Source organism: Aeromonas sp. S18(2024) (genome assembly GCF_041402525.1).
Taxonomy (GTDB): domain Bacteria; phylum Pseudomonadota; class Gammaproteobacteria; order Enterobacterales; family Aeromonadaceae; genus Aeromonas; species Aeromonas enteropelogenes.
In genome coordinates, this window is sequence record NZ_JBGLQV010000015.1 from 42562 (window position 1) to 66784 (window position 24223).

23 protein-coding genes are annotated in these 24223 nt (G+C 55.6%); 12 read left to right on the top strand and 11 right to left on the bottom strand.

The genetic code is table 11. The features are described from left to right. Nucleotides 1-252: 252 nt before the first annotated feature. Nucleotides 253-681 (bottom strand): DUF86 domain-containing protein, encoded by a 429-nt coding sequence (locus ACB034_RS19360; protein WP_151286436.1) that lies wholly within the window; start codon nucleotides 679-681, stop codon nucleotides 253-255. Between the two features lie 604 nt (nucleotides 682-1285). Here ACB034_RS19360 and ACB034_RS19365 point away from each other — a divergent pair. Next, on the top strand, nucleotides 1286-1903 hold the full coding sequence (locus ACB034_RS19365; protein ID WP_031227892.1) for a recombinase family protein: 618 nt from the start codon (nucleotides 1286-1288) through the stop codon (nucleotides 1901-1903). Here the strand turns inward: ACB034_RS19365 and ACB034_RS19370 are convergent. Further along, nucleotides 1900-2223, bottom strand: coding sequence for a hypothetical protein (locus ACB034_RS19370; RefSeq protein WP_021231525.1), 324 nt, complete (start codon nucleotides 2221-2223; stop codon nucleotides 1900-1902). The two genes, ACB034_RS19365 and ACB034_RS19370, sit on opposite strands and share 4 nt — an antisense overlap. Before the next feature lie 738 nt (nucleotides 2224-2961). Between ACB034_RS19370 and hsdR the strand changes: the two genes are divergently transcribed. The 9 genes from hsdR to repC all read left to right on the top strand — a co-directional run bounded on the left by hsdR (nucleotide 2962) and on the right by repC (nucleotide 13584). Next, nucleotides 2962-5427, top strand: coding sequence for an EcoAI/FtnUII family type I restriction enzme subunit R (gene hsdR, locus ACB034_RS19375; protein ID WP_371173521.1), 2466 nt, complete (start codon nucleotides 2962-2964; stop codon nucleotides 5425-5427). Nucleotides 5428-5547: 120 nt separating this feature from the next. Beyond that, nucleotides 5548-7023 carry an N-6 DNA methylase gene (locus ACB034_RS19380; protein WP_371173522.1) on the top strand — a complete coding sequence of 492 codons (1476 nt, stop codon included), beginning with the start codon at nucleotides 5548-5550 and terminating at the stop codon, nucleotides 7021-7023. After that, complete coding sequence (locus tag ACB034_RS19385) at nucleotides 7023-8738, top strand: restriction endonuclease subunit S (RefSeq protein WP_323999264.1); 1716 nt, start codon at nucleotides 7023-7025, stop codon at nucleotides 8736-8738. The genes ACB034_RS19380 and ACB034_RS19385 overlap by 1 nt, the downstream gene beginning before the upstream one ends. Continuing rightward, nucleotides 8738-9706, top strand: coding sequence for an Abi family protein (locus ACB034_RS19390; RefSeq protein WP_323999267.1), 969 nt, complete (start codon nucleotides 8738-8740; stop codon nucleotides 9704-9706). Before ACB034_RS19385 ends, ACB034_RS19390 begins: the two co-directional genes overlap by 1 nt. A gap of 217 nt (nucleotides 9707-9923) precedes the next feature. After that, on the top strand, nucleotides 9924-10706 hold the full coding sequence (locus tag ACB034_RS19395; RefSeq protein WP_323999269.1) for a hypothetical protein: 783 nt from the start codon (nucleotides 9924-9926) through the stop codon (nucleotides 10704-10706). Between the two features lie 20 nt (nucleotides 10707-10726). Then, on the top strand, nucleotides 10727-11329 hold the full coding sequence (locus ACB034_RS19400; protein ID WP_201954364.1) for a hypothetical protein: 603 nt from the start codon (nucleotides 10727-10729) through the stop codon (nucleotides 11327-11329). Nucleotides 11330-11563: 234 nt separating this feature from the next. Continuing rightward, the gene (locus tag ACB034_RS19405; protein ID WP_015848536.1) at nucleotides 11564-11899 is read left to right on the top strand and encodes a helix-turn-helix domain-containing protein; all 336 of its coding nucleotides are present in this window, start codon (nucleotides 11564-11566) and stop codon (nucleotides 11897-11899) included. Between the two features lie 7 nt (nucleotides 11900-11906). Then, entirely contained in the window at nucleotides 11907-12758 is an 852-nt protein-coding gene (locus tag ACB034_RS19410; protein ID WP_201954366.1) for a helicase RepA family protein, read from the top strand. Nucleotides 12759-12783: 25 nt separating this feature from the next. Then, nucleotides 12784-13584, top strand: coding sequence for a replication protein C, IncQ-type (repC, locus tag ACB034_RS19415; RefSeq protein ID WP_058056544.1), 801 nt, complete (start codon nucleotides 12784-12786; stop codon nucleotides 13582-13584). A 201-nt stretch (nucleotides 13585-13785) separates the two neighbouring features. On the opposite strand, the gene ACB034_RS19420 is transcribed toward repC, so the two are convergent. The 9 genes from ACB034_RS19420 to ACB034_RS19460 all read right to left on the bottom strand — a co-directional run bounded on the left by ACB034_RS19420 (nucleotide 13786) and on the right by ACB034_RS19460 (nucleotide 21353). Further along, entirely contained in the window at nucleotides 13786-14925 is a 1140-nt protein-coding gene (locus ACB034_RS19420; RefSeq protein ID WP_159142772.1) for a site-specific integrase, read from the bottom strand. A gap of 162 nt (nucleotides 14926-15087) precedes the next feature. Further along, on the bottom strand, nucleotides 15088-16449 hold the full coding sequence (mnmE, locus tag ACB034_RS19425; RefSeq protein WP_061476981.1) for a tRNA uridine-5-carboxymethylaminomethyl(34) synthesis GTPase MnmE: 1362 nt from the start codon (nucleotides 16447-16449) through the stop codon (nucleotides 15088-15090). A 98-nt stretch (nucleotides 16450-16547) separates the two neighbouring features. After that, on the bottom strand, nucleotides 16548-18194 hold the full coding sequence (gene yidC, locus ACB034_RS19430; protein ID WP_201983072.1) for a membrane protein insertase YidC: 1647 nt from the start codon (nucleotides 18192-18194) through the stop codon (nucleotides 16548-16550). Nucleotides 18195-18199: 5 nt separating this feature from the next. Next, a complete protein-coding gene (yidD, locus tag ACB034_RS19435; RefSeq protein ID WP_010672280.1) occupies nucleotides 18200-18448 on the bottom strand; it encodes a membrane protein insertion efficiency factor YidD in 249 nt (82 codons plus the stop codon). After that, nucleotides 18415-18774 (bottom strand): ribonuclease P protein component, encoded by a 360-nt coding sequence (gene rnpA / locus ACB034_RS19440; protein ID WP_026457269.1) that lies wholly within the window; start codon nucleotides 18772-18774, stop codon nucleotides 18415-18417. The genes yidD and rnpA overlap by 34 nt, the downstream gene beginning before the upstream one ends. Beyond that, nucleotides 18774-18908: a 50S ribosomal protein L34 gene (rpmH, locus tag ACB034_RS19445; RefSeq protein WP_005307156.1), complete on the bottom strand. Its 135-nt coding sequence runs from the start codon at nucleotides 18906-18908 to the stop codon at nucleotides 18774-18776. Before rpmH ends, rnpA begins: the two co-directional genes overlap by 1 nt. Nucleotides 18909-19178: 270 nt before the next feature. Then, the gene (locus ACB034_RS19450) at nucleotides 19179-19913 is read right to left on the bottom strand and encodes an amino acid ABC transporter ATP-binding protein (protein ID WP_371173523.1); all 735 of its coding nucleotides are present in this window, start codon (nucleotides 19911-19913) and stop codon (nucleotides 19179-19181) included. 12 nt (nucleotides 19914-19925) lie between these two features. Then, nucleotides 19926-20594 (bottom strand): amino acid ABC transporter permease, encoded by a 669-nt coding sequence (locus ACB034_RS19455; RefSeq protein ID WP_371173524.1) that lies wholly within the window; start codon nucleotides 20592-20594, stop codon nucleotides 19926-19928. After that, nucleotides 20595-21353 (bottom strand): amino acid ABC transporter substrate-binding protein, encoded by a 759-nt coding sequence (locus tag ACB034_RS19460; RefSeq protein WP_026456356.1) that lies wholly within the window; start codon nucleotides 21351-21353, stop codon nucleotides 20595-20597. A gap of 312 nt (nucleotides 21354-21665) precedes the next feature. Here ACB034_RS19460 and dnaA point away from each other — a divergent pair, with 312 nt between their 5' ends. Together dnaA and dnaN are read left to right on the top strand one after the other, a co-directional pair. After that, nucleotides 21666-23036: a chromosomal replication initiator protein DnaA gene (dnaA, locus tag ACB034_RS19465; protein WP_042027058.1), complete on the top strand. Its 1371-nt coding sequence runs from the start codon at nucleotides 21666-21668 to the stop codon at nucleotides 23034-23036. Nucleotides 23037-23119: 83 nt separating this feature from the next. After that, nucleotides 23120-24223 (top strand): DNA polymerase III subunit beta, encoded by a 1104-nt coding sequence (gene dnaN, locus ACB034_RS19470; RefSeq protein ID WP_026456354.1) that lies wholly within the window; start codon nucleotides 23120-23122, stop codon nucleotides 24221-24223.

Genomic DNA, 24223 nt, shown 5'->3' on the forward strand with positions numbered 1-24223 from the left:
GACTGCCCCGGTTTATGGTTAACCATCCCCAAAGGGATTCCTGATTTGTAGCTGGTCAGGATCTGCTCGAGCTCGTCATCGGAAATGGCCTTGTAGTCGATTCGCCTGACATCTGGAACATCGTGCCCTTCGGTAACCAGCTGTAATGCCCCTACGCTATCCTGGCCAATGCAACTGAGCAAATCGAATGGCTGGGTTGATGCCGCTTGATAACGTGCTACAACAGGCAAACAGAAAGATGATGTCGAAGTTTCAATCAATATGGGCAGCCAACCAGTCGAGACCTTGCTTTGCAAACGTAAACAGTTGGTCGCTATAGCCAGGAGTAATCACACTGAGAATTATCTCGGGGTCAATATTCAGATAGTCTTGCACCAGCGTATTGCGAAGGCCAATGAGCTTGCTCCAACAGATCAAAGTGTCGGGGCATAGCTCACCACGTAGGACAAGGAACTCGAATGCCTGATTGGCATCCTGTGGGGTATGGCCTGCCAGTGTTTTGGCCCAGTGTTTTGCCACGCCAATACTCGTTTCGATAGAAACCTGCAGGATTCGCTCGGCGGCGCGGTACTCCAGATTGGAAAGGGTACGCTGCGCCAGAATTGCCCGGATCTCTGACAGCTCCGCCTGGTAGCGCGACAAGCTGGTGCGCAAAGCGCCGATATAAGCGTTATCGCTCATCTCTACTTCTCTACTTAAATCGATAACCGAGAGTTTCCCCCAGAACTCATTGCACTACAGCGCCAGCAGTTCTTCAGTGCTGTATCCAGTAGTCCACTCTGTTTAGTCGGAGCAAAGGCCACCGCCAGATCCCAGTTGGTGCTCGGGCAAGCTGTCCCCTTGGTACGGTCATTTGGTAGTTTGAGACAGAATACTTGTCAGTATGGTGTCACATGGTTGGGATTTTGTACGTAACGTTCAATAGCCTGCCGCGCTGCGCTTGGCTGCTGGCTTGTTCGGTGAGTCGAAAAGATGACTCACCGAACAAGCCCAGCTTCTGTAGATTTCCTCCTTTGGCATCCCATTCAGCAGATCAGGAATGGTGAGCAACGTCGCTTAAATACCCAAATACAACTCAAAAGCGACTTTGTGATGACGGATCACACTTAAAGTTTGTGCTGTCAGATCAAAAGGCTATCGAAAGGTTGTGTTTCGATCGTCATGTGGTGGTTCTAAAAAGGTATACCCCATTAAAACCACTTAAGACCCTCTCGAAAATCATATTGAAACCACTTATATTGAACCAATAAGTAGGAACCACTTTAAACAGACTGATGGGGGGTCAATGTTCATACGGGCGTATTTACGTGCATCGACTGTGGAACAGGATGCTGAGCGGGCACGAGAGCTGCTGATTGGTTTTGCTGCTGAGCATGGCCATCAGATTGCCAGTTTCTATGTAGAGAATGAGTCTGGTGCGACGCTGGACAGGCCTGAGCTTATGAGGCTGATCCGCGACGCTGCAGATCGTGACATTGTGCTGGTAGAGCAGATTGATCGTCTGGCTCGCCTCAATCAGACGGATTGGCAAACACTGAAGCAGCTTTTGGCACAGAAACAGCTCTCCATCGTTTCTCCTGAGCTTCCGACTTCCTGGGTGGCATTACAGGGGGACAGCCGCTCCGAGTTCACCAGCGCCATCTTGCAGGCTGTAAATGGCATGCTGTTGGATATGCTCGCAGCCGTCGCTCGTAAAGACTATGAAGATCGCCGTCGCAGGCAGCAGCAGGGTATTGCCAAGGCCAGGGATGAAGGGAAATACCGTGGTAGGCAGAAGGATGAGAAGAAGCGTCAGCACATCGCTAGGCTGTTGGTGACAGGCCACAGTTATTCCGTGATTCAGGAGATGCTTGGTTGCTCAAGGTACCTTATCGCCAGTGTGGCCAAGGAGACACGCAGTTAGCTCCAGAAGTAGTAATTTTTGATGACCGGCCCACCCTTGCGCTGTGGGCGTGGGGTTGTCTTGAGGGTTTTCGCTGTCCAGATGAGTGCGATGCTCAGCGCAGTGAACAGCCCGGCGGGCCAGTGCCAGCAGGTGAGTGCGGCAAGAGCCATTAACTGCAACCTGGCCGTGATGGGGCGCCTGGTGGCCCAGGCCAGTATTGGCCAGCACCAGTAAACCGGTGGCAGGCAGATCAGCAGCCATGCAAACAGCGTGTCGCCAAGTGCCATCAAGCCCAGCGCAACCACCGCCATGAGGGCGATATCAGCGATCGGTTTCATGGTGTCTCTCTTTTGCATGCGCCTTGTAGCTATACAGACTCCACACGAAGACAAGCGTGAAGAAGGCCAGCAAGCCAACCATCCCCCAACTGAACGAATCCATCGTGTTACTCCACCAATGAACATGATTTCAGCATGGCACCGAAGGCCTTGGTGTTCAATCAACTTATTGAAAATGTTGAGTTTGTTCGTTCGTAACAAAGCTGGAGTACTGGAATCCAGTGGCTTATTGGCCAGTGGAATCAGCGCCCTCATCCCCGGCCAATCTCTGTCCAATTCCTTTCCACATAACTATCTATCTGGAATCTTGGTGCGGATATTCCAGATAGTGGAATGTCGCTTCAGAACGAGCACCTGGAACATTGATAGGGGCCTTCCCATCTATCTGGAATGTTCGCGCTGTTTTTCGCTCTGGAATGTTGACCACTCTGTCTGAGGTGAGTGGGAAAACCCTGTGTGCTGGAATTGATGGGGGCAGATTCCTATCTATCTGGAATCTTGGCCTCTGCATTCAGCGAGAGCCAAACCGGCTGACTTGCTATGGGACTAACTCAAGCGATGCACTTCAACAATCATTCACTACGACCTAGTTACGCCATTGCCAGACGTTTCCTTGACCCGAAGGCATGCCATCAAGAGCAGCACCCCATGTTGCTTTATGAGTCTGAAATCAACAAAACCCGGCTGATTTTATGAGAGAATCTTGAGCAATATTGTCCCCCGACCGGAAGAGAGCTCATGGCCGAGATCAACAAAGCAACCCTCACCGAAGCCGACATCATCTCCAAATATCTTCTGCCTGCCATCAAGGCGGCGGGTTGGGATGACCTGACCCAGGTCCGCCAAGAGGTGAAGCTGCGGGATGGCAAGGTGGTGGTGCGCGGCCAGATGGCGGCACGCAAAAAGGTCAAATCGGCCGATATCGTGCTCTATCACAAGATGGGCTTGCCACTGGCGGTGATCGAGGCCAAAGCCAACAAGCATGAGATTGGCAAGGGGATGCAACAGGGGCTCGATTATGCCCGTCTGCTGGATGTGCCGTTCGTATTTGCCAGCAACGGCGATGGCTTCGTATTTCATGACAAGACCAATCCGGCCAAGCTGGAATCCGAGATCGCGCTGGAGGACTTCCCCAGCCCAGGCCAGCTTTGGGACAAACTCTGCACCTGGAAGGGTTACACCCAGGCACAGTTGCCTGTCATCAGTCAGGACTATTACTCCGATGGCAGCGGCAAATCTCCCCGCTACTACCAGCTGCAGGCCATCAACAAGACCGTAGAAGCAATATCGAAAGGCGAGGATCGGGTATTGCTGGTGATGGCCACCGGTACCGGCAAGACCTACACCGCATTCCAGATCATCTGGCGTTTGTGGAAGGCGGGCGCCAAGAAGCGCATCCTGTTTCTGGCCGATCGCAACATTCTGGTAGATCAGACCAAGGTCAATGACTTTCAGCCCTTTGGCTCGGCCATGACCAAGGTCACCGGACGCACGATCGATCCTGCCTATGAGATCCACCTTGCCCTCTATCAGGCGCTCACCGGGCCGGAAGAGTCGCAGAAAGCCTTCAAGCAGGTCTCACCCGACTTCTTCGACCTGATCGTGGTGGATGAGTGCCATCGGGGCAGCGCCGCCGAAGACAGCGCCTGGCGCGAGATCCTCGAATACTTCTCATCGGCCACCCAGATTGGTCTCACCGCCACGCCCAAAGAGACCGAAACCGTCTCCAGCACCGATTACTTCGGTGACCCTGTTTATACCTACTCCCTCAAAGAGGGGATCGAAGATGGTTTTCTTGCCCCCTACAAGGTGGTGCGGGTCGATATCGATGTCGATCTGCAGGGGTGGCGTCCCACCAAAGGGCAGATGGACAAACAGGGCAACCTGATTGAAGACCGTATCTATAACCAGAAGGATTTCGACCGCACCCTGGTGATCGACGAGCGTACCCAGCTGGTGGCCGAAACCATCACCAACTACCTCAAGAAAACCGACCCGATGGCCAAGACCATCGTGTTCTGCAACGACATTGATCATGCCGACCGGATGCGACGGGCGCTGGCGAACCTTAACCCCGAGCAGATGCTGAAAGATGATCGGTATGTGATGAAAATCACCGGCGATGATGACCTTGGCAAAGCCCAGCTCGACAACTTCATCAACCCGAAAAAGCCCTATCCGGTCATCGCTACTACCTCCGAGCTGATGACCACCGGCGTCGATGCCAAAACCTGCAAGCTGGTGGTGCTGGACCAAAACATCCAGTCCATGACCAAGTTCAAGCAGATCATCGGCCGTGGTACCCGTATCGACGACAAGTACGGCAAGCTCTGGTTTACCATTCTCGATTTCAAGAAGGCTACCGAGCTGTTTGCCGATCCCCGTTTCGACGGCGAACCGGAGCGCGTCATGGTGGTCAAGCCGGCAGACATCAACAATCCAGATGATGGCTTGGGCGATATCATCGATGGCGCCGATCCGCTGCCAACCGATGAACCCGGCGACCATGGCGATCCGTTTGCCCCCGGAGTAGATGAACAACCCGGCAGCTACACAACCGGTAGTGATGGTGGCCAGAGTGGCGCAGGGGGGCAGGGCGCGGGCCCGCAGGGTGGTCCAATGCCCGGAGTCAGCAAGTATTATGTCAACGGCGTGGCGGTCAGCGTCATCGCCGAGCGGGTACAGTATTACGATGCCGATGGCAAGTTGGTGACCGAATCCTTCAAGGACTACACCAAGAAGACCCTGCTCAAAGAGTTTGCCACCCTCGATGCGTTCACCAAACGTTGGCAAGCCGCCGAACGCAAGCAAGCCATCATGGATGAATTGGCTCAGGCGGGCGTGCTGTGGGAGGTGTTGGAGCAGGAAGTGGGTAAGGAGCTCGACCCGTTCGACCTTATCTGCCATGTGGTATACGATCAGCCACCACTGACTCGCCGCGAGCGGGCCAACAACGTCAAAAAGCGCAACTACTTTACCAAATACAACGACACCGCCCAGTTGGTGCTTACCAGCCTGCTCGACAAGTATGCCGATCAGGGCGTGACCGAGATTGAGACCAAGGATGCGCTAAAAGTCGCCCCCTTTACCGAGCTGGGTCGCCCGCTGGAGTTGGCCAAGAAGGGTTTTGGTGGCCCCAAACAGTTCGAGCAGGCTATCACCGAACTGGAGCAAGAAATTTACCATGAGCAGCAGAGCGCCTGACGGCCTGACTGCTTCTGAACTACCATGCGGCCATTCCAATGATGGCCGCTTGTTTGATCGATCTTCCTGACGCATTCGCCCCTGTATTCGTCACCATTTTTGTAAAAAGCAGAGAATCCCATGTCATCCATCAGCTCAGTCATCAAATCCATTCAGGACATCATGCGCAAGGACGCCGGTATCGACGGCGATGCCCAGCGCCTCGGCCAGCTCTCCTGGCTGCTGTTTTTGAAAGTGTTCGACGCCCAGGAAGAGGAGCTAGAGTTTGAGCAGGATAACTACCGCTGCCCCATCCCCGAACGCTTCTTGTGGCGCCACTGGGCGGCTGATAGCGAAGGGCTGACCGGTGATGCCCTGCTCGATTTCGTCAACAACGATCTGTTCGACAGTCTGAAAAACCAGCCTGCCAATATCAGCCTCAACCCCCGTGGCTATGTGGTGAAAGAGGCGTTCAGCGATGCCTTCAACTACATGAAGAACGGCACCCTGCTTAAGCAGGTGATCAACAAGCTTAACGAGATCGACTTTACCGACAGCAGCGAACGCCACCTGTTTGGCGACATCTACGAGCAGATCCTGCGTGACCTGCAAAGCGCCGGTAACGCGGGCGAGTTCTACACCCCCCGCGCCGTCACCCGCTTTATGGTTAACCGCATCGACCCCAAACTCGGCGAGCGGATCATGGACCCGGCCTGCGGCACCGGCGGCTTTCTCGCCTGCGCCTTCGATCATGTCAAAGAGCACTATGTCGAGACCGCTGCAGACCATCAGACCCTGCAGAAGCAGATCCTCGGGGTCGAGAAGAAACAGCTGCCGCACCTCCTTTGCACTACTAATATGCTGCTCCACGGTATCGAGGTGCCGGTGCAAATTCGCCATGGCAACACCCTCGACCAACCGCTCTCGAGCTGGGATAGCGATATCGATGTGATCCTCACCAACCCGCCCTTTGGCGGCACCGAAGAGGATGGCATAGAGCAGAACTTCCCCGCCGATCTGCGCACCCGAGAAACTGCCGACCTGTTCCTGCAGCTCATCATCGAAGTTCTGAAAAAGGGCGGTCGCGCCGCCGTGGTGCTGCCCGATGGCACCCTGTTTGGCGAAGGGGTCAAAACCAAGATCAAGCAACTGCTCACTGCTGAGTGCAACCTGCACACCATAGTGCGGCTGCCCAACGGCGTGTTTGCCCCCTATACCGGCATCAAGACCAATATCCTCTTCTTCACCAAGGGCCAGCCCACCAAGGATGTCTGGTTCTATGAGCACCCCTATCCGGCTGGGGTGAAGAACTACAGCAAGACCAAGCCGATGAAGTTCGAGGAGTTCGAAGCCGAGATCGCCTGGTGGGGCGATGAGGCGGACGGCTTTGCCGCCCGGGTAGAGAACGAGCATGCCTGGAAGGTCAGCATCGACACCATTATCGAGCGCAACTTTAACCTCGATATCAAAAACCCCCATGTCGGCGAGCAGATAAGCCACGATCCGGACGAGCTGCTGACGCGCTATGCCACAGAGCAGGCCGAGATCCAGACCCTGCGTGACCAGCTAAAAGCCATTCTTGGCGACGCCTTGGGCAAGCAAGGGGGGCAGGCATAATGGCGGCTCTGAAAATAGAAAATCTGATTACCGACCACCTGGATCTCTGGACTGCGGCGGTGCGCCCAAAAAGCAGTGCCGGGCGCGGTAGCAACAGCAAGCTGGAGCTCACCGGTATCAAAAAGCTGCGCGAGCTGATTTTGGAGCTGGCCGTGCGCGGCAAACTGGTGCCGCAAGACCCCAGCGATGAACCCGCCTCCGTGCTGTTGGAACGGATTACCGCCGAAAAGACGCGGTTGGTGAAAGAAGGGAAAATTAAAAAGTCTAAGGTCTTGCCGAAAATTAGTGAGGAAGAGCAACCTTTTGATCTACCAGAGGGATGGGAGTGGGGATGTTTAGGAGATATTGTAGCCATTATTCGTGGTATTACATTTCCTGCTAGCGAAAAACACTGCGAGCCATCAGAAGATAGAATTGCTTGCCTGCGTACAGCTAATGTCCAAGATAAAATAGAATGGGATGACTTGCTTTATGTAAAAACCTCATTTGTTAAACGTCTAGAACAACGAGTCGAAGTTGGTGACATTGTTATGTCTATGGCAAACAGCAAGGAGCTTGTTGGTAAAGTTGCGTACATAGAAAAAATACCATCTGGAAGTGCAACATTTGGTGGTTTTCTTAGTGTTATTAGGCCATATGAAATTGATGCATCTTTTTTAATGACTGTATTACGAGCACCTCAGACAAGGTCTGTTCTTATCGATAGATCAAGTCAGACAACAAATATTGCCAATATATCACTGGAAAAATTAAATCCGCTTGTCATTGCTATCCCACCTTTGCCAGAGCAACACCGCATCGTCGCCAAAGTGGGTGAGCTAATGGCCCTCTGCGACCAGCTGGAACTGCGCAGCGAATCACAGCTAGCAGCCCATCAGATGCTGGTGGAGACCCTGCTCGCTACGCTCACAGATAGTGCCAATGCCGACGAGTTGGCGCAAAACTGGGCGCGGCTAAGCACTCACTTTGATACCCTCTTTACCACTGAGGCCAGCATCGACGCCTTGAAACAGACCATCCTGCAACTGGCGGTGATGGGCAAGCTGGTATCGCAAGACCCCAGCGATGAACCCGCCTCCACCCTGCTGGAGCGTATCGCCGCCGAAAAAGCCCAGCTGGTCAAAGAGAAGAAAATCAAAAAAGAGAAACCGCTTCCTGCAATTAGTGAAGACGAAAAACTATGCAATCTACCAGAAGGGTGGCTGCAATGTAGGCTGAATGACATCATTAAAATATCATCTGGTGATGGCCTTACATCAAAACAAATGGCTAGCGATGGTTCTATCCCCGTTTTTGGCGGTAATGGTATAACTGGTTATCACGACCAGTTTAATGTAAGTCAGCCAACTATAGTTATTGGTAGAGTAGGGTTTTACTGTGGTTCAGTTCATATAACCCCGAGTAAGGCATGGGTGACAGACAATGCATTTATTACCAGCTTCTCTCATGTAAATGTTCATCTTGAATTTTTGGCTTGGTTATTAAAAGCTACAAATCTTAATGAACATGATAATGCAACAGCACAGCCTGTAATTTCAGGAAGAAAGCTATATCCTATAGTCGTTTGTTTACCTCCATTAGCTGAACAACATCGTATCGTTGCCAAAATCGATCAGTTAATGACTATCTGCGATCAACTTAAATCCCGCCTGCAAACCAGCCAGCAGACCCAACTTGCCTTGGCCGAGTCGCTGGTGGAGGGAGCCCTTGCCTGATGCCCTACGCTCGTCCCTGGCTTAGCTATCAACAGCAACTGGATCAGCTGATTGAGCGCGGTATCACGGTCACCGACCGGGATGCCGCACTGAGCTATCTGGAGCGGATCGGCTATTACCGTTTAAGCGGCTACTGGTACCCGTTTCGCCGCTTTGAGCCTCCGGCTGAGGGGGAAAGCAAACGGGAGACCCGGGCGACTGACCAGTTTTGCCCCGATACCCATCTGCTGGATGCGGTGGAGCTCTATCTGTTCGACAAGAAGCTGCGTCTGCTGGTAGTGGATGCACTGGAGCGGATCGAGGTGGCCTTGCGGGTCGATCTTGCCTATCTCCTTGGCAAGCGAAATACCTTTGCTCACCTCGATCGCAGCTACTTCCACCCCAGCTTTATCCGGCAGCCTGCATTCAGGGGGAGTCACCAGACCCACTTTGAGGCGTGGATGGAGAAATACCGGGGGCTGGTAAAGCGCTCCAAAGAGGATTTTGTGCGCCACTACCATCAGCGCCATGGTGAGGAGCTGCCGATCTGGGTGGCGGTGGAAGTCTTTGATTTTGGCGCCATCTCGCAGCTGATCGGCATGATGAAGGTGTCGGATCAGCAGCATATCGCCAGCAAATACGGTTTGGATTGGCAGGTGTTTGCCAGCTGGATCTACGGCCTCAGTTACCTGCGCAATATCTGCGCCCATCATAGCCGCCTCTGGAACCGCAACGTAACGACGCAGGTGAAGTTGCCCAAGCCAAGAGAGGTGCCGTGGTGCGATTTCCTGGCAAGAGACGATGAGCGGCTTGCCAAGCCATTCGTGTTGCTGGCCATCACACGGCATCTACTCAAGGTGATTTGCCCGAATACCCAGTGGCATCTGCGCCTGCGGGATCATCTGCTGACGTTCCCCACACAAAAGTCGGTGCGCAAGCTCGGGTTGGCAAATATGGGGTACATAGAGAACTGGCAGGAGTGGTGGTAAATCCACCAAATAAGAACCCCAGCGTAAGTTGCGAAGCAACCAAGAGGCCGGGGTCGTGTTGCGGAGAAGAATAGGGGGGAACCTCCATTCAGTCAAACTTTTTTACCCCATTTTGTGACGGATAGAGTGGTAGTCGAGTGGGTATTAAAGCAGGATCTCAAAGGCTCTTCAGCTACGTGAGAGCCGGCTTGAAATATCAATATTACAAGGAGTTGCGATGCTACATGCAATCCTGCATGGCAAGGCTGGGCGTATCGAGCGGGAAGGGGAATCCCTGCGCTGGCGCGACCTGTTTAAAGGCAGCGAAGATCTGCTAACTGCCACTTTCTTTGGCCGTTTGCCCCACCTCTCGGACGGTACTCTGGGGGCCGTGCTGCACTTTCTACTCGGTGACAATCCGCTAGACCCGGCCACCTTTCAACGGCTGGAGCTGTGGCCAAAACTGGCATCGTTGCAGGATCGCCGTTATGTCGAGCCCGATGTGCTGCTCCACTTTGACGACGCACTGGTGGTTATCGAGGTGAAGCCCCCGTTCGGTGGTGACCAGTATCGGGAGCAGTGGCTGGCACAGGTCAATGCTGTGGTCAGCGAAGCCGAGTTTGATGACTATGAAGACCGGCTCTATTACGTTGCGCTTGGTAATATCCCTGTCGCCCCGCTGATTCGCCCAGAGCTGCCCGAACGCTTTGTCCAGATGACCTTGCGTGAATGGGAGCCACTGCGCCGCTATCTGCAAACTGCCTCCGAGTTTGAATCCTGCCGTCAGGATCGCGCCATTCGCGATGAGTGGCTGCAGGCGTTTGAGCTGTTTGGCATGGCCCCGGTGGTGCCTGAATGGGCGCCGTTGTTTGCCTACGCAGGGCAGCTGGACCTGGATTGCGGGGTAATGTCTGAGCGGGAAACTCCCCCACCGGCTGAACCTACTGGTTGGGCTGCTCTGCTCGACTATGCCGGGACATTGTACCTCTCTCGCCCCGATTTCTCTTTTTTGAATCACTGACTTTGGCTAAGGATGCCGTCATGCCACACGATCTTGAACAGACCACCCAGCTGGTTACCCAACTGCAACAAGCCCACCGACTCGCCGCCGGTTTCTACCAGCGTATCCTGCCGCTATTCGATCAGATCGCCAGTCAGGCGCTGGACGCCGAGTTCTGGTATTGGGAGCCCAGCGAAAATAGCCGCCCCTGCCGCTCGGGAACCCGCCCATCCAGCAGCTGGGCATGGGACTATCTGCCACTGTTTGCTTCTACCCATTGTTACCGTGATTGGGGTGGCGATACGGCCGAAAAGAACGATATCACTCTGGCTTTCCGCCTTTACATTGATAGCGATTTTCGCCATACCTCAATGCTGCGGGCAGGGGTAAAAGGCCAGCCAGACCCTCTGCAACTTGATGGCCAAGCCATTGTTGAAGTGAGTCTGTTCCGTTGTCTGGAAGATAGCGACAAGCATTTCGATGAGCTGTGGCGCCCGGTGCCTTGGCCCCTTCATCAACCGGATTGGAAGCAAAGTGAGGAGTGCGGCCAGCTCGCCTTGTGCTCCAACCATCTGCCGCTCGCTCAGCTGCTTGCCGATCCTGATGGCGTTGGCCGTTGGATCGAAGAGATGAGCCATCGTTGATCCTGTGGTTGGCTTGGGATAGCCAACCTAGTGGAGCCTGATGACTTTACTGGCGGTCTCTCGCCAAAGTGTCATTTGCCCCCCCCCCTTCCTGTTTCCATCTTAAATTTCACATCCGAAAATTTTCCAGAAAACGCTGTAAGTGCCCAAAACGGGCACTTACAGCGGTCTGGATTTCGTTAGGTCCCCGGTACGCTCTTGCATGCTGATGTTTGTAACTAGGAGACAATCTGCATGCGCGAACAAAATTCGTCAGTTTTCAGTGATCCGAATGGGGCAATCCTGAAAGAGCTTTATGAGCTTAAGCAGTTGGTAATCCAGCAAGGACAGGCGCAAAAAGAGGTGCTTTCTGCCGAGGAGTGCGCTGAGTTGCTGGGGGTTTCTGTCTGCTATGTGTACCGGCTGACCAGTGAAAAGCGTCTGCCGCATTACAAGCCACAAGGCAAAAAAATCTACTTCAAGCGCGTTGAGCTGCTGGACTGGCTGCTCTCCCACCGCATTTCACCAGACGCCGAACTCACTGAGCATGTAACCAAGCGTGTGCGGCAAGCTAGCCATGGGCGGTTGTGAGGTGGGTATGACACAGGATCTGATTACATCTCTCTGCCCCCAGGATCTCCGGTCGGCTTTTATTGAACCTCCGAAACCCCTCGATTTTGTCCTCCCGGGGCTGCCTGTTGGTTGCGTTGGTGCTTTGGTGTCACCGGGAGGAGTGGGCAAGTCGATGTTGGCATTGCAACTGGCAATGCAGATCGCCGGTGGGCCGGATTGGATTGAACTTGGCAAGCTGGGCAGGGGGGCTGTGCTCTACTTGCCTGCCGAGGACCCTTGGCCTGTACTGCACCAGCGCTTGTTTGCCTTGGGCGGAGGCCTTGATGCTGAACTTCGTGCCAACGTTGAACGAGACCTTCGTTTGATATCGCTTCAGGGAGCCAGTCCGAATGTGTTGGATAGCCGCTGGTGGGAAGCGATTGCCATTTGGGCTGAGGGGGTCAGGTTGGTGGTTATCGATACACTGAGACGCTTTCACGATGCTGATGAGAATGCAGCCTGTGCTATGACACTGGTGCTGGGTCAGCTGGAACGGCTGGCCATGCTGAAGGGATGCGCTGTGTTGTTTGTACACCACACCAGCAAATCCGCAGTTTTCCAAGAGGCTGGCGATCTGCAGCAGGCAAGCAGAGGTTCGTCTGTACTGGTGGACAACGTCCGCTGGCAGGCCTATCTCGCCACTATGACCAAGAAAGAGGCGCAGAAGCTGGGCGTATCGGCAGAGAAGAGCCAGCTTTACGTGCGGTTTGGGGTAAGCAAAAGCAATTATGGGCCGCCACTACCGGAGCGCTGGCTGGAGCGGAAGGAAGGTGGCGTGCTGTACCCCGCTGGTTTTGACGAAATACACTGGGCTGGGGGCAAACGTGCCTTGCTTTGAATTGACTCATGCCCGGCACGACCATATGCACTGCCTTGCTCCCGGGTTGTTTAGGGCGATCTCGAATGGCCAACGCCGCCGTGACAAGCTGGAGGTGATTTACCGTTTGGATAACGGTAATCAGATTGAGTTTTCTGGGCCAGAACCCTTGGGGGCTGACGATTTGCGCGTACTTCAAGGGTTGGTTGCCCTAGCTGGGCTTGAATCAGAAAGTGGCAAGATTGGGACTATTGCGAGTGGTGAAACCGGAGAGATATTACGAGACCTACTTCAGCTGCGTGGGATTGCCAACCAGCAGGATGTCTTGGTAGTCAAAAGCAGCTTGCGCAAACTGGCCAAGGAGATTGGTTACGCAAACCCTCGTGACACCAATACGGTGCGTCGCACTGTCGAGCGGTTGTGGAAGGTGTCGGTAATAGCACAGGTAGCAGGCTTGCGTAGTGGTTTTCGTCTGCTGGCGAACTATGCCAGCGATCCCCTGACCGATAGGCTCTTTGTGGCGCTTAATCCATTGCTGACCAATGCCATATTGGGTAATGGCCGATATACCTATATCGATCTGGCTGAGGTACGGCAACTGCGTAGTAGCACTGCCCGGATATTGCATCAGCGGCTTTGTGCCTGGATTGATTGTGGCCGCAGCAAGCCAGTAGGTTTAGATAAACTGGTCTCTTACGCTTTTCCTGATAAGTCCAGCGCGGCCACCAACCGAAAGCGGCAATCGCGAGTTCGCAAGGCACTGTATGAACTGGCTGAACTGGGTTGGTCAATCAGTGAACATGCCAAGGGGCGGTTTACCATCGGCCGGCCTGCACTATCACGATAACGGTCACAAACTATCACGAAAGTGGTCACAAAGTTCACGATAACGGTCACAAGCCAATTCAGTGAAACCCAGTTACCGCTTGGGCTGCAGGGCGATCCTGAAATCCGATCTATATTATCTAAGATAATCTAGGCCAGCGCATGGTTGCGCTGGCCTATTTGTTGGCTCTTCCTGGCCATGATCTTGTCGAGGGTGCTTCTATCACCCCAAGACATTGGGGAAATCGAGCATGGCATCTCGGCGCCGCGATTCAAGAATGTCGGCGTAGATCTCGGTGGTTCTCAGCTCACTGTGCCCCAGCAAGCGGGAAAGGGCATAGATATCGACGCCGCGGTTAAGCTGGATGACGGCGAAGGTATGACGCGCGCTGTGGAAGGTTACCTTCTTGGTTATACCCGCCTGCAACGCCCACCGGGTGAGCTCCATGTTGTGCCAAGCCGAGTACTTGAGGCCCTTGAAGATCCGCTCTGTTGCCTTGCCTGGGCGCCCCATCAGCTGCATCGCCATGTCATTCAAATCCAGGTATTGCAGGCCGCTGGTCTTTTTCTGGGTGAATACGATACGGTAATGGCCATAGAAGGGCTCCAGCTCTGCCCAGGTCAGCTTGTGAATGTCGGACCAGCGCAAGCCAGTGCAACAAGAGAACAGAAAGGCGCGCTTAAGAACGTCGTAACGGCACTCGGCCTGGGCCAGGGCTCGTACCTCGTCTTCGGTCAGGTAAACCCGTTTGTTCTTCTCCCCCTGGATAGCTTTGACACGTCGTACCGGATTATCCGGCAGCAGCCGATCCTGCTCTGCCTGGTTCAAGGCTGCTCTCAACTTGTTGAAATAGGCACTCTGGGTGTTGCGGCTCAGTGGTGTGCCGCTTTTGGTGCGGGCCTTGTGCATCAGGTAGTGCCGAAACCCCTCTAGGAACAGCTGATCTACTTCCTCGAAAGTCAGCTCTGGCAGTTTATGGTACTGGCGCAAATGCTTGAGGGCTGATATCCAGATAGAGTGGTTGCTCTTGCTGCCTGCCGCTTTTTGGTCTGTAACCTCTTGGAAGTACTCGAAGAAGCTGGCCTTGTAGGCGTTCGAGAAATCCAGATGGTGTTTACCTGTCTCGTACTCGAAGAGCCGCTTGGCGCGGATGGCTTCGGCTGCTCGCTGGGTTTCTTTGTTGTGGAGCCGCTGTGCTGGGGTTCGCGGCTTGTCGTACAGGAAGAGATCCAGGGGCTCTCTGCTGCGTTTGTGCTTGCGGATGCCCGTGGTTGGGTCAAGGTAGGAGCCGGCGTAATAGGTTAAGCGCAGAGCGCGCTTGCCTTCGGCGTCCGGTTCGCGGAATTCGATGCTGATCTTCATAATTGTCCCCCGAAAGTACCCCGAGAGGTTACTTCGGGGTACTCTCGGGGTAAATTCTCACGAAACAAGATCAGGCAAGAACAGCCAGTAAAAAACAAAGTCCAATATTTACAATATCTTATATTCTCACTGGCTGCTTTTTATTGCTGATTTTTCACCACATTACTTGCCGATGCAGAAGCTGGAGAAGATCCGGCCCAGCAGATCGTCTGAGCTGAACTCGCCGGTGATCTCGGAGAGGGACTCCTGCGCCAGACGCAGCTCTTCGGCCACCAGCTCGCCGGCGACGAATACCTCCAGCTGCTCCTTGGCCACCAGCAGCCGCTCGGCGGCACGCTCCAGCGCGTCCAGATGGCGGCGGCGGGCCATGAAGCCCCCTTCGGTATTGCCCTGGAAGCCCATGCAGGCTTTCAGATGTTCGCGCAGGGCGGGCAGCCCCAGCTCGGTCTTGGCGGAGATGCGATAGACGGCGTGGCCCAGCTCCTCGCTCGGCGCCAGATCTTCACCGGTCAGGTCAGCCTTGTTGCGAATGACGGTGAGGCCGATGTTTTTTGGCAACCGATCAACAAATTCCGGCCAGATTTCCCGCGGGTCCACCGCATCTGTCGTCGTGCCATCCACCATGAAGAGCACCCGGTCGGCCTGCTCGATCTCGGCCCAGGCACGCTCAATGCCGATCTGCTCCACCTTGTCCTGGGTGTCGCGCAGGCCGGCGGTGTCGATGATGTGCAGAGGCATGCCATCCAGGTGGATGTGTTCGCGCAGCACGTCGCGGGTGGTACCGGCTATCTCGGTGACGATGGCGGACTCGCGCCCGGCCAGGGCATTGAGCAGGCTCGACTTGCCGGCGTTGGGACGACCGGCGATCACCACCTTCATCCCTTCCCGCAGCAGGGCGCCCTGCCTGGCTTCGCTGCGAACCTCGTCCAGCGACCCCATGATGGCGTAGAGATCCCCCGCTACCTTGCCGTCGGAGAGAAAATCGATCTCTTCATCCGGGAAGTCGATGGCCGCTTCCACATAGATGCGCAGGCGGATCAGGCTCTCCACCAGCTGCTGGATTTTGCTGGAGAACTGCCCCTGCAGGGAGTGCATGGCACTGCGGGCGGCCTGCTCGCTGGAGGCTTCGATGAGGTCGGCGATGGCTTCGGCCTGGGCCAGATCCAGCTTGTCGTTCATGAAGGCGCGTTCGCTGAACTCGCCCGGGCGGGCAGGGCGCAGCCCCTTGATCTGCAGGATGCGGCGCACCAGCATGTCCATGATGACCGGGCCGCCGTGGCCTTGCAGCTCCAGCACGTCTTCGCCGGTGAAGCTGTTGGGGGCCTTGAACAGCAGGGCGATGCCCTGATCCAGCACTTCGCCTTGCTCATCCCTGAACGGCAGATATTCGGCGTAACGCACTCGCGGGCGTTTGCCGAGTACTATCTCGGCCACCTGTTCGGCGGCGGGACCGGAGACCCGGACTATGCCGACGCCGCCACGGCCGGGGGCGGTGGCCTGGGCCACGATCGTATCTGTAGTCATCTTGCTTGGCTCGTTTGTTCGGTAATTGGTGGACATTGTAATAAAAAAGGCGGCCCGAAGGCCGCCTCTTTTGTCATCACGGGAAGATTGGCTGCGCATCAGTTGCGTGAGTGCAGACCTTTCTTCTCCAGCTGACGGTAGATGATGGTCTGCTGGATGATGGAGATGACGTTGCTCACCAGCCAGTACAGGGTCAGACCTGCCGGGAACCAGAGGAACATGAAAGTGAAGATGATCGGCATGAACTGCATCACTTTCTGCTGCATCGGGTCGGTAATGGTGGTCGGGCTCATCTTCTGCAGATACCACATGGAGGCACCCATGAGGATTGGCAGCACGAAGAAGGGGTCCTTCACTGACAGGTCGGTGATCCACAGGGCGAACGGCGCGTGACGCAGCTCAACGGATTCCATCAGTGCCCAGTAGAGGGCGATGAAGATCGGCATCTGAACCAGGATCGGCAGACAGCCACCCAGCGGGTTGACCTTCTCCTTCTTGTACAGCTCCATCATGCCCTGAGACATCTTCTGGCGATCGTCGCCGAAGCGCTCGCGCAGGGCAGCAATCTTGGGCTGCAGCATGCGCATCTTGGCCATGGAGGTGTACTGGGCCTTGGTCAGCGGGAACATGATGCCGCGAACCAGCAGGGTCAGCATGATGATGGCTACACCCCAGTTCTGGACCAGGCCGTGGAACACGGTCAGCAGCCAGTGCAGCGGTTGGGCGATGAACCAGAGCCAGCCGTAGTCGACGGTCAGGTCGAGGTGGTTGGCTACCTTGGCCATCTGATCTTGCAGCTTGGGACCGACCCACAGCTTGCTGGTCAGTTCGACCTGCTGACCGGCGGCAACGTCAACCTGCGGCGCCTTGTAACCGATGATGGCCTGGGCTTTGCCCGGGATCACGCGGCTGTAGAAGCTGTTGGTGTCGTTGGCATTCGGCGCCCAGGCAGAGACGAAGTAGTGTTGCAGCATGGCGACCCAACCACCCTGGGTGGTCTTGCTCAGGTCGGCATCCTTCATCTCGTCGAAGGTGTACTTCTTGTAGCGGGTGTCTTCGCTGGAGAAGGCACCACCACGGTAGGCGCTGGCCACCATGGCATGACCTTCCTGATCCTTCGGCGTCGCAATGGTCTGCTTCAGCTGACCATAGAACTGCACCTGGACCGGCTCGGCAGACTTGTTGTCGATCTTGTAATCGACGCCAACGGCGTAGTCACCGCGCTTGAGCACGAATTCCTTGGTGAAGACCACACCCTTGCTGTCGGTCCAGGTCATGGGAACCACGACTTGATCCTGACCGTCGGCCAGCTGGTAGCTGGTCTGGGCGGCTTCATAGGTGGGACGACCTTCGGCCTGGCTGTCAGGGCCATTGCGACCAACCAGGCCGCTCTGGGCGACATAGATGTGGTCAGGCTGGCTGGTCAGCAGCACGAACGGCTTGTCCTTGCCCTCTTCCAGCTTGTGGGCCAGCAGTTCGGCAGAGACGATGTCACCACCCTGGGTATCCAGGGTCAGCTTGAGTACGTCGGAGGAGACGGTGATCAGCTTGCGTGCGGCGCTCGCATTGGCTTGCTCGGAAACCTGAGGAATATCACCGGACTGACCGGCTTCAGGTACGAATTGTTCGGTTTGGGCCACGGTTGTCGGGGCCGGCTTCGGAGCCTTGTCGGACTCCCACTGTTGCCAGAGCAAAAAGCTCACGAACAGCAAACCGATCAGGAGTAGATTGCGTTGTGATTCCATAGTCTTCAGTTTCTTCGCTTTGGTTGCGGAACCGGGTCATAACCACCCTCGGATAAGGGATGGCATTTTAATAGACGTTTGCTAGCTAACCAAACGCCTTTTATGAAACCGTGAAGTCGGATTGCTTCTATCGCAAATTGGGAACAAGTCGGGGTAAAACGGCAGCGCGGCCCCAGCAGGGGACTAATGATTAGCTGATACAGGCGTATCAGTTTGATAGCTACCCATTGCAACGGCGTGACAGAGTGCGCCATAGCTTTTCCAGTAACTTGAACAGTTCCTCGTTATCCATCTCTTTCACACCGGCCTTGGCGATCACCACGATGTCGATAGCGGGCAGCTGATGCTGTTTGAGGCGGAAACTTTCCCGAACCACACGTTTGACACGGTTACGCCAGACGGCACGCTTGAGTGCTTTTTTGGGCACGGCGAGACCAAGACGTGGGTGTTCGAGTGAATTGGGGCAGGCGAGAAGCGTAATTTGCGGGGAAGCGGCCCGGACAGGCTCGGCGAATACGCGTTTGAAGTGTTCGGGAGTTAACAGACGTAACTCCCGAGAGAAGGTGTGCTGGGTAGGCATTAAACTACCAGACGAGCACGACCCTTGGCACGACGAGCGGCCAGAACTTTACGACCGTTGGCAGTAGCCATGCGGGCGCGGAAACCGTGAGAGCGCTTGCGCTTCAGGTTGGACGGTTGAAAAGTACGTTTCATGATTCGATTCCGTATTACTGTACAGTTTTGATTGTCACACTTAGCCGACGCGCCAGCTATAGCGTGTGACGACTAGCAAAAGAGGCCGAATTCTAAACAGAGTTCGGCTTTTAGTCAATCCGCCGTTCCCTTCCATCCTGTTCCGGTCTTGAAAGGACCATGGCAGGGTGTGAGGATCCGGAGGATCAAGGGCTCCGGATTATACTGGCTGGCCGTTGTTAAACAAGGGATCCGCCAATAAAAAAGGCGGCCAGGCCGCCAAAGAGAGAGCTATTTCAGCACTTTGCGCAGGAACTCCCGGGTACGGGGATCCTTGGGATCGACCAGTATCTGATCTGGCGGACCTTGCTCCACGATCCGCCCTCCCTCCATGAAGATCACCCGATCGGCGACATCCCGAGCGAATTCGATCTCATGGGTAACCACCACCATGGTCTGGTGCTGGCGTGCCAGTTTCTTCATCAGCCCCAGCACCTCGTCGACCCATTCGGGATCGAGGGCTGACGTGGGCTCGTCAAACAGGATGACCTTGGAGTGGGCCGCCATGGCGCGGCCTATGCCTACTCGCTGCTGTTGGCCGCCGGAGAGGGAGGCCGGGTAGGCATCCTTCTTGTCGGCCAGCCCTATGTCTTCCAGGATGTCGAGGGCGGTGGCGCGGGCCTCCGCCTTCGGCTGCTTCCAGACGGTGATCAGCCCTTCGGCGATGTTGTCTTGCGCCGTCTTGTTGGCGAACAGGGCGTAGTTCTGGAACACGAAGGAGGCTCGCTTGCGCAGCTCGATGGCCTGCTGTTCGCTGGCGTTGGCCAGGTTGAGTTGCAGGTCGTCAATGACCAGCTGGCCCGCATCCGGGGTTTCCAGCAGGTTGAGGCAGCGCAGCAGGGTCGACTTGCCGGTCCCCGAGGGACCGATAATGACGACGATCTCCCCCTTTTTGACCTCCAAATCGATGCTGTTCAGCACCTGGTTGCCGTCATATGCCTTGGCGAGGCCGGTTAGCTTGATCATGGCGACCCTCCTTTAATAGGCACGGTTGAGGCGCACTTCCAGCAGATGCTGCAAGCGGGTGAAGAAGATGACCACTACCCAGTAGACCAGGGCCACCGCCATGAAGCTCTCGAAGAACTTGAAGGAGGAGGAGGCCTCCATCTGTGCCTTGCCCATGATCTCGGCCACCCCCAGGGTAAACGCCAGCGAGGTACTCTTGATCATGTCGATGAAGTAGTTCATCAGCGACGGGGTCGCGATGCGGGCCGCCTGCGGCAGAATGATCCGTTGCATCGCCTGGTAACGGCTCATGCCGATACTGAGCGAAGCCTCCATCTGGCTCTTGTGTATCCCCAGAATGGCGGCACGGATCGACTCGGCCATGTAGGCGGCGAAGTGCAGGGTCAACCCTATGATGGCGGCAGTAAAGGCATTCATCCCCACGAAGATGGGGAAGAGTTGTGGTAGCCCGTAATAGAGCAGGAACAGCTGGACGAGCAGCGGAGTACCCCGAAAGAACGAGATATAGAGCATCGCCAGCCAGTGGATTGCGGGAACGCGAAACACCCGTACTATCGCCAGGGCCAGCGACAGTACGAGTGCAAATACGAATCCCCACAGGGCCATTTCCATCGTGGTGCCCAGGTATTTGAGCAGAATGGGAAACAGCCCCAGCGTGTATTCGAAGTCGAAATCCATCATTTATTTGGTCGTGATATCCGCGGCGAACCATTTCTCGGAAATTTGACGCAGGGAACCATCCTTGCGCATGGCGGTCAGGGCTTCGTCAACCTTCTTCAGCACCACCTCTTTCTCCGGAGTCTTCAAGAAGGGCAGGGCGTTCTCGATGGTTTCGAACGGCGCGCCAGCCTGTTGCAGCGGCAGCTTGGACTCCTTGATCAGCTGGGCGGTGGAGACGCGGTCCATCACGAAAGCATCGATACGACCCAGAGCGACGTCCTGCTCGAAGTTGGAGTCATAGGTACGGATATCGATCTTCTTGTTCGGGTCGTTTTTGCGCAGCAGCTCTTCGAAGTTGGAGCCGAGGTTCACGGCCACCGTCTTGCCTTCCAGGTCCTTGAAGCCGTGGATGGTGCTGTTGCCTTTGCGGACCACGATCTGGGCGCCGTCATAGACGTAAGGCTGGGAGAAGTTGTACTTGGCCTTGCGCTCGTCGGTAATGGTGATCTGGTTGGAAATGGTGTCGATACGGCCGGTTTCCAGCATGCCGAACAGGCCGGAGAAGCTGGCAGTCACGAATTCGACCTTGTAGCCGGTGCGCTCGCCGATCTGGTTCCACATATCCACTTCAAAGCCTTGCAGCTTGTCCTGCTTGACGAAGGTGAACGGGAAGTATTTGCCGGACATGCCAACCTTGATGGTTTCCTGGGCGATGGCTTGGCCGGACAGGGTGGCCAGCAGAATGGCTGCGCCGGAAATGAGCTTGATAGATGTTTTCATGGGGTTTCTCTCTCTGAATGTCTTGTATTTGTAGTTGGAATAACTGGTTTCGCGCTGATGTTATTGGAATAAAATTTAAAAAATAAATGACATTTTGTTATATGAAATAACATGACGATGAGGTCCGGATCCATCGTTTATGGCGGTGGATCAAGCTGTGGGTAACTTTGGGGATGAATGATGATCCAATGGCGCTGGATCCTTGAAAGTCAAGGATCTTATTTGCTGGATCCATGGGGTGACGGCTGGAGATCCGGCGGCTAAAAAAGTAGAATAGCCGGTCTTTAGTTAATCAATCGACAGGAGTTTAGAGTGACTGCTTCGCTATGGCAGCAGTGCCTTAACCGGCTGCAAGATGAGTTGCCCTCGGCAGAATTCAGCATGTGGATCCGGCCGCTTCAAGCGGAGTTGAGTGACAATACTCTGACCCTGTATGCACCGAATCGCTTCGTTCTGGACTGGGTACGAGACAAGTACCTCATCCGGGTGAACGGCATCATCAATGAACTCTGTGGGGTCGATGGCCCCGCCCTGCGTTTTGATATCGGTAATCGTCCCCATCCTGTGGCCGTCGCCAGAGCGCCGGCACAGGGTGCCGCACCTGTGAATAACTTGCAGAAGAGCTGGGAAAGCAAGGCCGAGGCCAAGCCGGAGCCGAACCACAAGAGCAACACCAACGTGAACTATACCTTCGAGAATTTCGTCGAAGGTAAGTCCAACCAGTTGGCCCGTGCGGCTGCCCGTCAGGTGGCGGACAATCCGGGGGGCGCTTACAACCCGCTGTTCCTCTATGGCGGCACTGGTCTGGGTAAAACTCACCTGCTACACGCCGTCGGTAATGCCATCAAGGAGAGCAAAAAAGATGCGAAAGTCATCTATATGCACTCCGAGCGGTTCGTCCAGGACATGGTGAAGGCGCTGCAGAACAACGCCATCGAAGAGTTCAAGCGCTATTACCGCAGCGTCGATGCCCTGCTCATCGATGATATCCAGTTCTTCGCCAACAAGGAGCGCTCCCAGGAGGAGTTCTTCCACACCTTCAACGCCCTGCTCGAAGGCAACCAGCAGATCATCCTGACTTCGGATCGCTATCCGAAGGAGATCAACGGTGTCGAGGATCGTCTCAAGTCCCGCTTCGGCTGGGGTCTGACCGTGGCGATCGAGCCGCCGGAGCTGGAGACCCGGGTTGCCATCCTGATGCGCAAGGCGGACGAGAACCAGATCCACCTGCCGGACGAAGTGGCCTTCTTCATCGCCAAGCGGCTGCGTTCCAACGTCCGTGAGCTGGAAGGTGCCCTCAACCGGGTGATCGCCAACGCCAACTTCACCGGCCGCGCCATCAACATCGATTTCGTGCGCGAAGCGCTGCGCGATCTGCTGGCGTTGCAGGAGAAGCTGGTCACCATCGACAATATCCAGAAGACGGTGGCGGAGTACTACAAGATCAAGCTGGCGGATCTGCTCTCCAAGCGTCGTTCCCGCTCCGTTGCCCGTCCTCGCCAGTTGGCGATGGCGCTGGCCAAGGAGCTGACCAACCACAGTTTGCCGGAGATAGGTGATGCCTTTGGTGGCCGTGACCACACCACCGTTCTTCATGCCTGCCGCAAGATCGAGCAGCTGAAGGAAGAGAGTCACGACATCAAGGAGGACTATTCCAACCTGATCCGTACCCTTTCTTCCTGATAACGGAACCAAGTGCACAGATGCAGATCGAATATTCCAACCTGATCCGAATCCTTTCCTCCTAATCACTACGGAGAGCACAGATGCAGCTCGAAATTAGCCGTGAGGCCCTGTTACGTCCTCTGCAACTGGTGTCCGGCGCCCTCGGTGGCCGACCGACCCTGCCGATCCTCGGCAACGTGCTGCTTGATGTCAGCAACGGTCTGCTGTCACTGACCGGTACCGATCTTGAAGTAGAGATGATCGGTCAGGTCTATCTGAACGGAGCCAGTGAAGATGGCCGCACCACAGTGCCGGCACGCAAGCTGCTGGATATCTGCCGCGGCCTGCCGGAAGGCGCCGAGATCCGTCTCAATACCGAAGGCGAGCGCCTGATCATCCGTTCCGGCCGCTCCCGCTTCAACCTGTCGACCCTGCCGGCGACCGAATACCCGAACATCGAGGACTGGGAGTCCGTGCTCGAGTTCGACATCAGCCAGCTGGAACTGAAGAAGCTGATCGATGCTACCCAGTTCTCCATGGCGAGCCAGGACGTGCGTTACTACCTGAACGGCATGCTGTTCGAGAGCGAAGGGCATGGCTTGCGCACTGTGGCGACCGACGGTCACCGCTTGGCTACCTGCCGCCGCGAGGTAGTGGGGGAATCGCTGCCCGATCATCAGGTTATCCTGCCGCGCAAAGGGGTACTGGAACTGGTGCGTCTGCTGGAGGCGGAAGACAAGCCGGTGCGGCTGCAGATCGGCCGCAGTAACCTGCGCGCCGCCCTCGACGGTTTCATCTTCACCTCCAAGCTGGTGGATGGCCGCTTCCCGGACTGGCGCCGTGTCATTCCGCGCAACAGCGACAAGGCCCTGATCGCCGGTCGCGAGGATCTGCGCCAGGCCTTTGCCCGTGCCGCCATCCTCTCCAACGAGAAATTCCGTGGTGTGCGTCTCAATCTGCAGGAAAACCTGCTGCGCATCACCGCCAACAACCCGGAACAGGAAGAAGCCGAAGAGCTGCTTGACGTACAATATGCCGCTGGCGAGATGGAGATCGGCTTCAACGTCTCTTATGTGCTGGACGTGCTGAATACGTTAAAATGTGACCAAATCCGGGTCAGTCTGAGCGATTCCGTCAGCAGTGCCATTATTGAGGATTTTGACAATCAGGATGCTCAGTATGTGGTAATGCCGATGCGGATCTAG